This window comes from Rhodococcus sp. 852002-51564_SCH6189132-a (genome assembly GCF_001665495.1).
Taxonomy (GTDB): domain Bacteria; phylum Actinomycetota; class Actinomycetes; order Mycobacteriales; family Mycobacteriaceae; genus Rhodococcus; species Rhodococcus pyridinivorans.
The window spans coordinates 88345-102008 of record NZ_LZMJ01000037.1 but is presented as its reverse complement, the minus strand read 5'-3'; the positions used below and the strand labels follow the sequence as shown (position 1 = coordinate 102008).

General features: G+C 69.6%; 11 protein-coding genes and 1 pseudogene. 2 read left to right on the top strand and 10 right to left on the bottom strand.

Features of this window, described 5'->3' with window-relative positions:
- Positions 1-3: 3 nt before the first annotated feature.
- Positions 4-1191 carry a chorismate synthase gene (gene aroC / locus A5767_RS08490; RefSeq protein ID WP_064852077.1) on the bottom strand — a complete coding sequence of 396 codons (1188 nt, stop codon included), beginning with the start codon at positions 1189-1191 and terminating at the stop codon, positions 4-6.
- A gap of 48 nt (positions 1192-1239) precedes the next feature.
- Entirely contained in the window at positions 1240-1869 is a 630-nt protein-coding gene (locus A5767_RS08485; protein ID WP_064852076.1) for a prepilin peptidase, read from the bottom strand.
- A gap of 152 nt (positions 1870-2021) precedes the next feature.
- On the opposite strand from A5767_RS08485, the gene A5767_RS08480 reads away from it, so the two are divergent.
- Positions 2022-2402 carry a DUF1622 domain-containing protein gene (locus A5767_RS08480; RefSeq protein ID WP_019289268.1) on the top strand — a complete coding sequence of 127 codons (381 nt, stop codon included), beginning with the start codon at positions 2022-2024 and terminating at the stop codon, positions 2400-2402.
- Here the strand turns inward: A5767_RS08480 and A5767_RS08475 are convergent.
- The 8 genes and pseudogenes from A5767_RS08475 to A5767_RS08440 form a co-directional block, all read right to left on the bottom strand.
- On the bottom strand, positions 2395-3642 hold the full coding sequence (locus A5767_RS08475; protein WP_064852128.1) for an RNA polymerase sigma factor: 1248 nt from the start codon (positions 3640-3642) through the stop codon (positions 2395-2397). The two genes, A5767_RS08480 and A5767_RS08475, sit on opposite strands and share 8 nt — an antisense overlap.
- A gap of 13 nt (positions 3643-3655) precedes the next feature.
- Positions 3656-4012: a YciI family protein gene (locus A5767_RS08470; protein ID WP_006551431.1), complete on the bottom strand. Its 357-nt coding sequence runs from the start codon at positions 4010-4012 to the stop codon at positions 3656-3658.
- A gap of 107 nt (positions 4013-4119) precedes the next feature.
- Positions 4120-4422: pseudogene (locus A5767_RS08465) on the bottom strand (hypothetical protein); the annotation flags it as partial.
- A gap of 35 nt (positions 4423-4457) precedes the next feature.
- Entirely contained in the window at positions 4458-5312 is an 855-nt protein-coding gene (locus A5767_RS08460) for a shikimate dehydrogenase (protein ID WP_006551429.1), read from the bottom strand.
- Positions 5302-7191 (bottom strand): endolytic transglycosylase MltG, encoded by a 1890-nt coding sequence (locus A5767_RS08455; protein WP_064852074.1) that lies wholly within the window; start codon positions 7189-7191, stop codon positions 5302-5304. Before A5767_RS08455 ends, A5767_RS08460 begins: the two co-directional genes overlap by 11 nt.
- A complete protein-coding gene (gene ruvX / locus A5767_RS08450; protein WP_024100772.1) occupies positions 7188-7706 on the bottom strand; it encodes a Holliday junction resolvase RuvX in 519 nt (172 codons plus the stop codon). The genes A5767_RS08455 and ruvX overlap by 4 nt, the downstream gene beginning before the upstream one ends.
- Positions 7707-7708: 2 nt before the next feature.
- Positions 7709-10375, bottom strand: coding sequence for an alanine--tRNA ligase (alaS, locus tag A5767_RS08445; RefSeq protein ID WP_064852073.1), 2667 nt, complete (start codon positions 10373-10375; stop codon positions 7709-7711).
- A 138-nt stretch (positions 10376-10513) separates the two neighbouring features.
- Positions 10514-11926, bottom strand: a complete 1413-nt coding sequence (locus A5767_RS08440) for a replication-associated recombination protein A (RefSeq protein WP_024100770.1) — start codon at positions 11924-11926, stop codon at positions 10514-10516.
- A 95-nt stretch (positions 11927-12021) separates the two neighbouring features.
- Between A5767_RS08440 and A5767_RS08435 the strand changes: the two genes are divergently transcribed.
- Complete coding sequence (locus A5767_RS08435) at positions 12022-13659, top strand: alkaline phosphatase D family protein (protein WP_064852072.1); 1638 nt, start codon at positions 12022-12024, stop codon at positions 13657-13659.
- Positions 13660-13664: the final 5 nt, after the last annotated feature.

Genomic DNA, 13664 nt, shown 5'->3' with positions numbered 1-13664 from the left:
CGATCACCGCGGCGGCCGCGCCGCGATGCCCTTCAGGTAGTGGTCGATGTTGCTCACGGTCTCGGCGAGCGAGTCGCCGCCGAACTTCTCGAGGGCGGCCTGCGCGACGACGAGGGCGACCATCGCCTCGGCGACGACACCCGCCGCGGGCACCGCGCACACGTCGGAACGCTGGTGGATCGCGACGGCCTCGTCGCCGGTGGTCATGTCGACCGTCGACAGGGCGCGCGGCACGGTCGAGATCGGCTTCATCGCCGCCCGCACGCGCAGGGCCTCACCGTTGGTCATGCCACCTTCGATGCCGCCGGCGCGGTTGCTCGAGCGGAGCACACCGTCGAGGCCGGGCTTCATCTCGTCGTGGGCAGCGCTGCCGCGGCGACGCGCGGTCTCGAAGCCGTCGCCGACCTCGACACCCTTGATGGCCTGGATCCCCATGAGGGCCGCGGCCAGTCGCGCGTCGAGGCGATCGGCACCGCTGACGAACGAACCGAGGCCCACGGGCAGCCCGTGCACCACGACCTCGACGATTCCGCCGAGGGTGTCGCCGTCGCGCTTGGCGGCCTCGATCTCGGCGATCATGGATTCCTCGGCGGCCTTGTCGTAGGCACGCACTGGGCTCGCGTCGATCGCGGCGAGATCTTCGGCACCGGGTTCGGAGCCGACATAGGGATCGGATGCGCCGATGGAGATGACATGCGAGACGACCTCGGCGCCGAACGCCTGGCGCAGGAAGTTCCGGGCAACCGCGCCGGCCGCCACGCGTGCTGCGGTCTCCCGGGCGCTGGCGCGCTCGAGGACGGGACGCGCGTCGTCGAAGCCGTACTTGAGCATGCCCGCGAAGTCGGCGTGGCCGGGGCGGGGACGGGTCAGCGGCGCGTTGCGCGCCTGACCTTCGAGCAGTTCGGCATCGACCGGGTCGGCGGCCATGATGGTTTCCCACTTGGGCCATTCGGTGTTGCCGATCTCGATCGCGATCGGGCCGCCCAGGGTGCGTCCGTGCCGGACGCCACCGATCACGGTGACCTTATCGGCCTCGAACTTCATGCGTGCGCCGCGGCCGTAGCCCAGTCGCCGTCGCGCGAGTTGCTCCGAGATGTCGTTCGACGTCACCTCGACTCCGGCGACCATCCCCTCGAGCATCGCGACGAGAGCGGGACCATGGGATTCTCCAGCAGTTATCCAACGCAGCACAGGTCCATCCTTCCATGTTCGTCCGCCGACTCGACATGCCGCCCCTGGTCAACCCGTCGAGATCACCGCCAACGCCGCGGCGGCGCACATCGACGGTCCGTGCGGAAGCACGCGCGGAGCGGCACGCACACCCCCGCGGCGGGCCTCCCGGAGCCGCAGAAACAGGGCCGCACCTGCGGTGAGGACGGGTGGGAGCAGTGCACCGAGGAGCACCGCCGAGGGGCCGGCGAGTCCGGTGACGGCACCGAGCCCGAGGGCGAGTTTGACGTCGCCCGCACCCAGCGACCGCGGCACCGCGAGGTGGGCGATCAACAACGGTGCCGCGAGCAGAAGTGCACCGGCGAACGCCGCCCGGCCGTGCCCCGTCGCTGCGGCCACACCGAGGATCGTGCCCGCTCCCCCGAGCGTCAGCACGTTCGGCAGACGCCGCACGAGCAGGTCCACGGCGCTCAGGCACACGCACCACCATCCGAACATCGCTGCTCCGACGACCGCCGCGCCCGTGGTGATCGAGACCGCGACGAGTGCGGCTGCCGCGCATGCCGCCTCGCACGAACCCGGCAGCGGCCGACGACCGGCCGTTCTTCCCGCCACCACGCGCACGATCGCTCCCACGCCCACGCCGAGAACCACCATCGCGAGCTCACCCACCGTCTCCCCTGCCACGACCCGGAGCATCCCCCATCCACACTCGCCGGCAGGGCGTTCGCGCGGTGTCCGGCCCGGTCCTGTGGACAGGCACGTCTCCTGTGGACAAAGCCGCACAGTGCGGCGATCGTCCTGCGAGGATTGCCGGAGTCTGTCGGTTCCGGTCGGAAGGTTCTGGTCGAATGGAGATTTCGTCGCTGCTCGAACACGTGGGCACGGCCATCGACGTCGTCGGAGTCGGCGTCATGGTGATCGGCGCATTGGCGGCGACGTGGATCGCGGCGACCGCGCGGCGGCGCGGACCGGGTTCGGAGATCTACGAGCCGTACCGGCGCAATCTCGGCCGGTCGATCCTGCTCGGCCTCGAATTCCTGGTCGCCGCCGACATCATCAAGACCGTCGCCGTCACGCCGACCTTCACATCGGTGGGTGTGCTGGCGGTCATCGTGCTCATCCGCACCTTCCTGAGCTGGTCGCTGCAGCTGGAGATCGACGGCCGGTGGCCGTGGCAGCGTTCGGTTCCCGACGCCGAGACGACGACCGGCACGACGCCGGCTACCTGAGCGCGTCCCGGACCTCGTCCCGCCGGCGCAGCAGATGCGCGCGCTCGATGGCGTTCTCCGTCCGCGCCGCGGCGGTGGCGTATGTCTCACTCGCCTCGGTGAGCCGGCCGAGGCGGGCGAGCAGGTCGGCCCGGACTGCGTGGAAGACGTGATACCGCTCGAGGTCGAGGTGGTCGACGATCCCGAGAGCCGCTGCGGGGCCCTCCACTTCGGCGAGTGCGACGGCCCGGTGCAACGCGACGACCGGTGTGGGGTCCGCGGCGAACAGCAGGTCGTAGAGCGCGACGATCTGCGCCCAATCGGTGTCCTCGAAGGTGGGCGCGTCCGCGTGCACTGCGGCGATCGCGGCCTGGATCTGATAGGGCCCCGGCCTGTTCCAGCGCAGGGTGCGCCGCACGAGCGCCTGCCCTTCGGCGATCAGCGCGCGGTCCCACCGCGAGCGGTCCTGGTCTGCGAGCAGGACGAGTTCGCCGCCGGGTCCCGTACGCGCCGAGCGCCGGGATTCACCGAGGAGCATCAGGGCGAGAAGTCCCGTGGTCTCGGGATCGTCGGGAACGAGCCCGGCCAGCACACGCGCCAGCCGCACCGCCTCCGAACACAGGTCCGTGTCGGCGAGTTCGGGTCCGGCGCTCGTCGTGTGGCCCTCCGTGTACACGAGATAAAGCACGGAACGCACCGCGTCGAGACGTTCGGGAAACTCGTCCGGGGACGGGATGCGGAACGGGATGCGCGCGTCGCGGACCTTCCCCTTGGCTCGGGAGATCCGTTGCCCCATAGTCGTTTCCGGCACGAGGAAGGCTCGGGCGATCTGCGCGGTGGTCAGCCCGCCGAGCAGCCGCAGTGTCAGCGCGACCCGCGACGCAGGCGCGAGCGCCGGGTGACAACAGGTGAAGATCAGACGGAGGCGATCGTCGGGGATCTCGGGCGGGACGACCGCTCCGGAGTCGAACGCGTCGCCGGATGTCGGGTAGAGCAGGTCCGCCTCGGCGTGCTTGAGCGGACGTGCGGCCTCCCGCCGTGCCCTGTCGATCGCCCGGCGACGGGCGGTGGTGATGATCCACCCGGCCGGGCTCGGCGGGATCCCCTCCCCGGGCCACCGTTCGACGGCGATCGAGAAGGCGTCCTGCACCGCGTCCTCGGCGGCGTCGAGGTCGCCGAGGACGCGGGTGAGCACGGCGGTCGCCCTGCCGTATTCCTCACGGAAGGCACGTGCGATGTCGGCGGTGGACGGCCCGGTCATCGAGCTTCGCACGTCATCCGGCGCAGGAGCCGAACGCCAGGGGCCGCACCTCGATGGGCAGTGTGGTGGCGTCGGCAAGACCGCGCGCCCACCTCAGCGCCTCGTCGAGGTCGGGCACGTCGATGACGTCGAAGCCACCGAGATGCTCCTTGCCCTCGATGTACGGACCGTCGGTCGTCGCCGTGCGCCCCTCGTCCGTGCGCACGACCGTCGCCGTGTCCGGAGGGTGAAGGCCGCCGGAGAACACCCAGACCCCTGCCTCCCGGATCTCGTTCTGCCACGCCGCGACCTTCTTCATGATCGGTTCGAGGAACTCCGGTGACGGCGGTTCACCGTCGGGCTGGTAGATGCTCAGCAGGTACTGCGCCATGGCGGGGTCCTTCCCCTCGGCGGCCGGCGGCTCCGGCCTCTCACCCTCTATACGAACGGTAGGGCGCCGATTCGACACCTGCGCGGAGAAATCCGCTGCCCACCCGCTCAGGCATCGCAGGTGGACAGCGGACGGTGTCGGGTGCGGCCTACTGCGCGACGAATTCGACGATGGTGACGTTGGTTGGCCTGGCCACCGCCCTCGCACATCGTCTGCAGGCCGTACCGGAGGTTAGTGCGGCGCATGTGGAAGATCATGTCGGTGAGGATGCGGGCACCGGAACCCCCGAGCGGGTGACCGAGAGCGATCGCACCACCGTTGGGGTTGAGCTTGTCCTCGGGTGCGCCGATCTCCTTCTGCCACGCCATGGGCACCGGAGCGAACGCCTCGTCGACCTCGAAGACGCCGATGTCCTGGTGGGGCCGCGCCCCGTCGTACCGGGTTCTCAGGCCGGGTGCGGAGAGTTCAGGTCGAGCCCGACAGCGCGCGCCATCTCCGCGCGCGGCGCGGGCAGCCCCGTGAACTGCTCGACCTGCCCGAAGGCCTGACTCAGGAGCATGTGCAGACCGCTGACGACGCGGACACCGCGTGCCTCGGCCGCTGTCGCCAGCGGCGTGGGCCAAGGGTCGTAGATTGCATCGAGAATGCACGGCGCCTGCGCGAGAGCTTCTGTGTACGGCGCTGCCGCGGGTGCGGGCACGGTGCTCACGAGCGCACCGGCCTCGGCGCAGACCCGGGCCAGTTCGGGTGCGTCGAACGACAACCACCGAGCCTCGATGTCGTCGCCGAGACAATCGAACGTCGCGCGGGCCTTCTGCTCGGACCGCGCGACCACAGTCACCGAGCGCACACCGAGGTCGGTGAGACCGACGAGCGCCGGCCGCGCGGTACCACCCGAGCCCACGACGACCGCCGACGCGCCGGACAGATCACCGACGCCGGCCGAGCGCAGTGCTCCGGACACGCCGTCGACGTCGGTGCAGTCGGCACGCCACCCGTTCTCGATGCGCACGAGGGTGTTCGCCGAGCCGATCCTCACGGCCCGCTCGGTGCGTTCGGTGGCGAACTCGAGAGCCGCGAACTTCCCGGGCATCGTGACGGACAGACCCACCCATTCCTCACCGAGCGAGGACACGAGGCCCGGCAGCTGCTCACCGGTGCATTCGATGCGTTCGTAGGTCCACTCGGTCAGCCCGAGTGCCCGGTACGCCGCGAGATGCAACAAGGGCGACTTCGAGTGCGCGATGGGTTTCCCGAGGACCGCGGCCCTCCGGACACCTCCGTTCGGATCAGCGGCCACTGTCGAGGATCCCGCTCGCGAGTGCCAGTTCGGTGTTCTGCAGGTGCTCCTCGTAGGAATTCGCGAAGAGCGTGGTGCCCTTGTCGTCGATCGTCACGAAGTAGATCCATTCCCCCGGTTCCGGGTTCTCCATCGCCTGCAGCGCACCGATGCTCGGTGACGAGATGGGCGTCGCCGGAAGACCGACCATGGCGTAGGTGTTCCAGGGGGTCACCCGCGCGCGGTCGGCGTCGGTGGTCGCGAGTTCGGTCTCGTCGAGTTCGTAGTTGACGGTCGAATCGAACTGGAGCATCTGGTCGATGTCGAGGCGGTTGAGGATCACGCGCGCGACCTTCGCGAAATCCTGTGGCAGAGCCTCGCGTTCGACGAGCGATGCGGAGATGAGCATCTCGTACGGGGTCAGCCCCACCCGTGCGGCCGCGTCGGTGATCCCCGTCGCGTCGTAGCTGGCAGCACTTTCCGACACGAGGCGAGCCAGGATCTCGACGGGTTCGGCCGTCGGATCGAAATCCCAGCTGCCCGCGGCGATGAGGCCTTCGAGCTGCCGCCTGCGGTCGGGCACGTTCGCGACCGCGTCGCGTGCCCATTCCGGAACTCCGAGTGCCTGCAGGTCCGGGGTGGCCCCGGCCGCGTCGAGTTCCTCGTAGGTGACGCAGTTCTCGGCGGCCGGATCGCCGTGGCAGCTCGCCTCTGCGATGAGCGTGTAGATGCCCTTGCGGACGGCACCGGTGTTGACGTCGCGGATGTCGTGGAGCTGACGTCCCTCGGAGATCACGAGCGCACCGACCCGGCTGGCCGGGTCGACGAGGGCCGCGACGGCGTCGACAGCCGGGATGTTGGTGGCCACCTGGTAGAAGCCGGGTTGCAGCGAATTCATCCCCGAGTTCTGCACGGCCGCTTCGTAGAAGGCGGCGGAACTCGCGACGACACCCTTGTCGACGAACTCGCTGCCGATCTCCCCGGCGGTCTCGCCCGGGTTGACCTGGACGACGACGGCCGGTCCGGGAGGTCCGGTGAAGTCCGGCGGAAGATCGGTGCCGAGGAACCGGTCGTAGGCGAGATAGCCGCCACCCACGACGACGAGCAGGAGCACCGCGGCGGCGAGCGCGCCTACGACACGTCCGCGCTTCTTACGCCCGCTCGCCTTCGGATCACGGCGTGCGGCGCGTTCCGAACCACCGACCGCGAGGGGGACCGCACGCTGCTCGGCGGTAATCTCCTCCGCTGCGACCGCGTCGTCGGCGGGGTCGTCGTCACGGCTCGCGTCGCGTGCGGCGTAGGAGTATCCGCCCGGGTACTCTTCGTCGAGATGTCCCCCGTCGGGGTGATCGGCCGGAGCGTGTCCGCGATCGGCGCCGATGGACCCCTCGTGCTCGTACCCGGATCCTGCGTAGCCCCCGTCGCCGTAGCCCTGCTCGGCATAGCCCTGCTCGGCATAGCCCTGCTCGGCATAGCCCTGCTCGGCATAGCCCTGCTCGCCGTAACCCTGTTCGGCGTGACCGGGCGGCGGGCCATCGAATACACCCGGCTCGAAGTTCAGGACCGTGGTCTCGTGATCGTCGGGATCGGGTCGACGGGCCTCCGGGTGCCCACTCGGGACGCCCTCGTATCCACCACCGCCGTACGGATCACAGCCGTGGGAGTCGTTGCCGTACGGGTCGTGCCCGTATGCATCGTGACCTCGAGGGTCGGATGCGTACGGATCGTCGTACCGGTAACGCGGGTCTGATCGATACGGATCCTCGGATCCGTATCGATACGGATCCCCGGATCCGGTGCGATCCACTGGAGGTTCCGTGTACCCATCGGCGTAGGGATCCGCGAACAGATCCTGCCGTGCGTTCTCCGAATGGTCGTCGTGTCGTCCGTGCCGGCTCACCGGCTGTCCCCCGCGTCACGCCCCGACTCGTTCACTACCGAACTCCGCTCGTCCAACCAACCCTGCAAGATGGCCACGGCGGCGGCCTGGTCGATGACCGGCCGCGCACCTCGCGCACTCACCCCGCTCTCGCGGAGGGCGCGCGCCGCAGTGACCGTCGTGAAACGTTCGTCGGCCAGGCGCACGGGAACGTCGGGTAAGGCACGGCGAAGTCGACGCGCGAAGTCGCTCGCCAGTTTCGCAGCCTTGCCGGGCTCACCGCGCAGTGTCTGCGGCAGCCCGACGATAACCTCAACAGCCTCGTATTCCCTAACGATCTCGACGATGCGCCGGATATCGGGTGCGTCGGGTCCGCGTTCCTTGGACCGCGGCACCGTCTCGACCGGGGTGGCGAGGATCCCGTCGGGGTCGCTGGAGGCGACCCCGATCCGGACGCTCCCGACGTCGACTGCGATGCGGCGACCACGGCCGGGATCGTCCACTCCGGGACGATCGGGGCGCGGCGGTTCGGCCACGCTCAGCCGGCCAGCTCGCTCAGACGGGCACGGAAAGCATCGAGTGCGGCCGGGATACCGGCCGGATCCGACCCTGCGCCCTGAGCCATGTCGGGCTTGCCGCCCCCGCGACCACCGATCGCGGGACCGAAGCTCGCGACGAGGTCGCCCGCCTTGATGCCCTTCTCCTGCGCAGCCTTGGTGGTGGCCACGACGAAGGGCACCTTGCCACCGGCGTTGCCGAGCAGCAGCACCACGGCGGGCTCGGTGCCGAGCCGGCCACGGACGTCGGATGCGAGTGTGCGCAGGTCGTTGCCGGCGACATCCTCCGGGGCGGCCTCGGCCACGACGAGCACGTCACCGACGCGCTGCGCCTTGCCCGCGTACGTTCCGGCTGCGGCGGCGACGTTCGCGGCGCGGGTCTTCTCGAGTTCCTTCTCGGCGGCCTTGAGCCGATCGAGCAGGGCCTCGACACGTCCGGGCACCTCCTCGGAGGGAACCCTCAGGGTCGAGGACAGGCCCGCGAGCAGCGCGCGTTCCTTCGCCAGGTGGCGGTACGAGTCGAGACCGACGTACGCCTCGACCCGGCGGATGCCGGAACCGACGGACTGCTCACCGAGGAGCGTGACGGTGCCGACGTGCGAGGAGTGCTGCACATGCGTGCCGCCGCACAGCTCCATCGAGAACGGGCCGCCGATCTCGACGACGCGGACCTCGTCGCCGTAGTTCTCGCCGAACAGGGCCATCGCGCCCATCTTCTTTGCCTTGTCGAGGTCGGTGACGAAGGTGTTGACGGGATAGTTCGCCGCGACGGCCTCGTTGGTGACGGCCTCGATGTCCTGCTTCTGCTGCTCGGACAGGGCGCCGGGCCACGAGAAGTCGAAGCGCAGGTAGCCGGGCTTGTTGAGCGAACCGGCCTGCACGGCGTTGGGGCCGAGCACCTCGCGCAGCGCGGCGTGGACCAGGTGGGTGCCGGAGTGGCCCTGGGTGGCGCCCTTGCGCCACTCGGGATCGACCTGCACGAGGACGGCGTCGCCTTCGACGACCTGGCCCTCGAGCACCGTGACCTTGTGGGTCCACAGTTGCTTGGCGATCTTCTGGACGTCGTCGACCTTGATCTTCAGGCCCGGGCCGGTGATGCTGCCGATGTCGGCGATCTGGCCGCCGGACTCCGCGTAGAGGGGGCTGCGATCGAGGATCAGCTCGACCTGCTGGCCCGCGCTCGCCGCGTGCAGGCGCTCGCCACCGGTGATGACGGCGAGCACGTGCGCCTCGGTCACCAGCTCGCTGAAACCGGTGAACTCGGTGGGACCGCGGTCGAGGAGTTCCTTGTAGACGGTCAGGTCGGCGTGGGCGTGCTTGCGGGCGCGGGCGTCGTCCTTGGCGCGCTGGCGCTGCTCGGCCATGAGCGATCGGAAACCCTCCTCGTCGACGGTCAGGCCCGCCTCGGCCGCCATCTCGAGGGTGAGGTCGATCGGGAACCCGTAGGTGTCGTGGAGGGTGAACGCCTCCGTGCCACCGAGCACATTCCTACCCTGCGACTTCACGGTCTCTACAGCGCCTTCGAACAGCTTGCTGCCGGTACCGAGGGTCTTGAGGAAGGCCGTCTCCTCGCCCACCGCGACGGTCTCGATGCGCGAGAAGTCGGTGTCGAGTTCGGGATAGGACGGGGCCATGGTGTCGTGCACGACCGCCATGAACTCGCGCATGGTGGGCTTGTCGGCGCCGAGCAGACGCGCCGAGCGCACGATGCGGCGGAGCAGGCGGCGCAGCACGTAGCCGCGGCCGTCGTTGCCGGGGTTGACGCCGTCGACGATGAGCATCGCCGCGGTGCGGGCGTGGTCGGCGATCACGCGGAAGCGCACGTCGTCGTCGTGCTTCGCGCCGTAGACGGCGCCGGTGAGTTCGGCGGCCTTGTCGATCACGGGGCGCAGCAGGTCGGTCTCGTAGACGTTCTCGACGCCCTGGAGCAGGAAGGCGACGCGTTCGACACCCATGCCGGTGTCGATGTTCTTCTTCGGCAGCGGGCCGAGGATCGGGTAGTCGTCCTTGGCACCACCCTCACCGCGCTCGTTCTGCATGAACACGAGATTCCAGATCTCGATGTAGCGGTCCTCGTCGGCCTCGGGGCCGCCTTCGACGCCGTAGGCGGGGCCGCGGTCGTAGAAGATCTCGGAGCACGGACCGCACGGCCCGGGGATGCCCATCGACCAGTAGTTGTCCTTCATGCCGCGACGCTGGATGCGTTCCTCGGGAACGCCGACCTTGTCGTGCCAGATCGAGAACGCTTCGTCGTCGTCGAGATAGACCGTCGCCCACAGCTTCTCGGGGTCGATTCCGTAGCCGCCGCCCTCGACGGATCCGGTGAGCAGCGACCACGCGAAGGTGATGGCCTCTTCCTTGAAGTAGTCGCCGAACGAGAAGTTGCCGGCCATCTGGAAGAAGGTGTTGTGGCGGGTGGTCTTGCCGACCTCCTCGATGTCGAGAGTGCGCACACACTTCTGCACCGACGTGGCGCGGGTGTAGGGCGGGGTCTGCTGCCCGAGGAAGTAGGGCACGAACGGGACCATGCCGGCGTTGACGAACAGCAGGTTGGGATCGGCGAGGATCAGCGACGCGCTGGGCACCTCGGTGTGTCCCGCCTTCACGAAGTGATCGAGAAAGCGCCTGCGGATCTCGTGGGTCTGCACGTCGATGGTCCTTTGTGGTCTGGCGATGGTGTGAACTTCCCGGGACGGGCGGTCGACCCTGTCGATCGGCCGTTCTTCAGCTTATCGCGCCGCCGAAAGCGGCCGCGGTACGGCGCCGTGAGTACTCGGCGGACGGCGTCACCGCTCACCGCGCACGATGCGGCGCAGCTTGGGCAGGCGGGCCGACAGCTCCCGTTCCACACCGCGACCGGTCGGCTCGTAATAGTCGACGCCGACCAGCTCGTCCGGGGCGTACTGCTGCGCGAGCACGCCGTCCGGGTGCGCGTGCGGGAACTTGTAGCCGATCGCGTTGCCGAGCTTCTGCGCGCCCTGATAATGACCGTCGCGCAGATGGGCGGGCACCGGACCGGCCCTGCCCGCCTTCACGTCGGCGATCGCGGCGCCGAGCGCGGCGGTCACCGAGCCCGACTTGGGTGCGGTGGCGATATGGATGGTGGCCTGAGCGAGCGCGAGCTGGGCTTCGGGCATCCCGACCTGCTGCACGACCTGCGCTGCGGCGACCGCCGTCTGCAGGGCGGTGGGATCGGCCATGCCCACCTCCTCGCTGGCCTGGATCATCAGGCGGCGGGCGATGAAGCGCGGGTCCTCTCCCGCGACGATCATCCGGGCCAGATAGTGCAGGGCCGCGTCGACGTCGGAGCCGCGCAGCGACTTGATGAAGGCGCTTGCGACGTCGAAGTGCTGATCGCCGTCGCGGTCGTAGCGCACGGCGGCCTCGTCGATGCTCGACTCCACGGTCGCGAGGTCGATGACGGCCGCGTCGCCACCGGAGACGGCGAGCGCCGTGTCGGCGGAGGCCTCGAGCGCCGTCAGGGCACGGCGGGCGTCGCCCCCGGCGAGCCGGACGAGGTGGTCGAGGGCGTCGTCGTCGATCTCGACCGCACCGGCGAGTCCACGGGCGTCGGTGCGCGCACGTTCGAGCAGTGCCCGGATGTCGTCGGGCCCGAGCGGCTGCAGTTGCAGCACCAGCGAGCGCGACAGCAGCGGGGCGACCACGGAGAACGACGGGTTCTCGGTCGTCGCCGCGACGAGCAGCACGATGCGGTTCTCGACCGCGGCGAGCAGCGCGTCCTGCTGGGTCTTCGAGAAGCGGTGGACCTCGTCGATGAACAGCACGGTCTGTTCGCCGTGGGTGAGGCGCCGGCGTGCCAGGTCGATGACGGCACGCACGTCCTTGACGCCCGCCGACAGGGCGGACAGCGCTTCGAACCGGCGTCCGGTGGCTCCGGAGATCAGCGAGGCCAGGGTCGTCTTCCCGGTACCGGGCGGACCGTAGAGCACGACGGAGGCCGCACCCGATCCCTCGACGAGCCGCCGCAACGGTGCTCCCGGTTCGAGCAGGTGTTGTTGCCCGACCACCTCGTCGAGACTCGCCGGTCGCATGCGCGCAGCGAGGGGCGCGTTCGCGCCGCCGGCCGCGACGGGTTGCCGGCGGACCTGCGGTTCGTCCTCGGGTTCCGGTTCGCGTGGCGCCTCGAACAGGGCGTCCGGTTCGGCAGACGGGTCGTTCGCCCCGAAAAGATCACTCACGCATCCGACGCTACAAGCTCGCGCCGACGCCCGGTCGACGGCGGTGTTCGTCGTTCGCGTGGACGGATGACCGACCGTGTGGTCGGATCTTGGTCGTGGCCACGACACCGTCCGCCGAACATGTGTCCCGTCGCGCCGTGCTCCGGTCGTCGATCCTCGCCGCAGGTGCGGCGGCCTTCGCCTCGACCACTCAGCACGCGCAGGCATCCCCCGCCGTCTTCGCGCACGGCGTCGCGTCGGGAGATCCGTTGCCCGACGCGGTGATCCTGTGGACGCGGGTGACACCCTCGCCGGAGGCGACACCCGGCTCGGGTGCGGGACCGGACGTCCCGGTCACCTGGGAACTCGCCCGCAGCAACAGCTTCGACACGCTGGTCGCGAGTGGGACGGTGACAGCGAGTTCCGTCTCCGACCACACGGTCAAGGTCGACGCCCGCGGGCTCGTACCGGGCACGACCTACTTCTATCGATTCCGCGCCGGCGGTGCCGTCTCCCCGACCGGCAGGACGTTCACCGCGCCCTCGCCCGACGCTGCGGTCGCACGCCTGCGCTTCGGGGTCGTGTCGTGCGCCGACTGGGAGGGCGGTTTCTTCTCCTCCTACCGCCACCTCGCCGCACGCGACGATCTCGACGCCGTGGTGCACCTCGGCGACTATCTGTACGAGTACGCGGCCGGGAAGTTCCCCGTCGCCGGTGGGCGGGGCGTCCGGACGCACGAGCCCGCCCACGAGATCGTGAGTCTCGCCGACTACCGCATCCGGCACGCGCAGTACAAGACCGATCCGAACCTGCAGGCGCTGCACGCGAAGGTGCCGTGGATCGTGATCTGGGACGACCACGAGGCGGCGAACGACGCGTGGGCGGGTGGGGCGGAGAACCACGATCCGCTCGTCGAGGGCGACTGGGCCTCTCGCAAGGCCGCATCGGTGCAGGCCTACGACGAGTGGATGCCGGTGCGTCCGAACGGCGGCCGACTCTACCGGCGCCTGCGGTACGGACGGCTCGCCGAACTGTCGATGCTGGATCTGCGGAGCTACCGTTCCCAGCAGGTCCTCGCAGTCGGACGGCAGGTCGACGATCCGGGGCGCACGATGACCGGCCGGGACCAGATGGAATGGCTCACCGCCGGGCTGGCGACCTCCCCCACACGATGGCAGTTGATCGGCAATTCGGTGATGTTCTCGCCGATCGTGTTACCACCGCTCGATCCGCGGACCACCGGAGCACTGACCGAACTCGTCGGAGTGCCGGCCGGCGGACTGCCCTTCAACACCGATCAGTGGGACGGCTACACCGCCGACCGTCGACGGTTGATGGACACCATCACGGCGGCGGGACTGCGCAACGTCGTCTTCCTCACGGGCGACATCCACACCTCCTGGGCGATGGACGTCCCGATGGACGCTGCCGACTATCCGGGTGCGGGCACCGTCGCCACGGAGTTCGTGGTTCCGTCGGTGACGTCGGCGAACATCGACGAGTTGCTCGGTGTGCCTCCGCGGAGCCTGTCGCCCGCGCTGGAGGCGACGGCGACCGCGGCCAACCGGCACGTGCGGTTCGTCGAACTCGATTCGCACGGTTACGGGGTGCTCGACGTGACTCCCGAGGCGACGCAGATGGAGTGGTTCTTCATCGGCGACCGCACGGATCCGAACACGGACGCGCGCCGCGCCGCGGGATACCGGGTGGCCGACGGCGCGACGAGGATCGAACCCGCCGCTCCGCTGGTGTAGACGCC

Coding starts and splice junctions, on each gene's coding strand:
- A5767_RS08485 (WP_064852076.1), bottom strand. CDS start 1,869: ATGCTCCGGGTCGTGGCAGGGGAGACGGTGGGTGAGCTCGCGATGGTG.
- A5767_RS08480 (WP_019289268.1), top strand. CDS start 2,022: ATGGAGATTTCGTCGCTGCTCGAACACGTGGGCACGGCCATCGACGTC.
- A5767_RS08475 (WP_064852128.1), bottom strand. CDS start 3,642: ATGACCGGGCCGTCCACCGCCGACATCGCACGTGCCTTCCGTGAGGAA.
- A5767_RS08470 (WP_006551431.1), bottom strand. CDS start 4,012: ATGGCGCAGTACCTGCTGAGCATCTACCAGCCCGACGGTGAACCGCCG.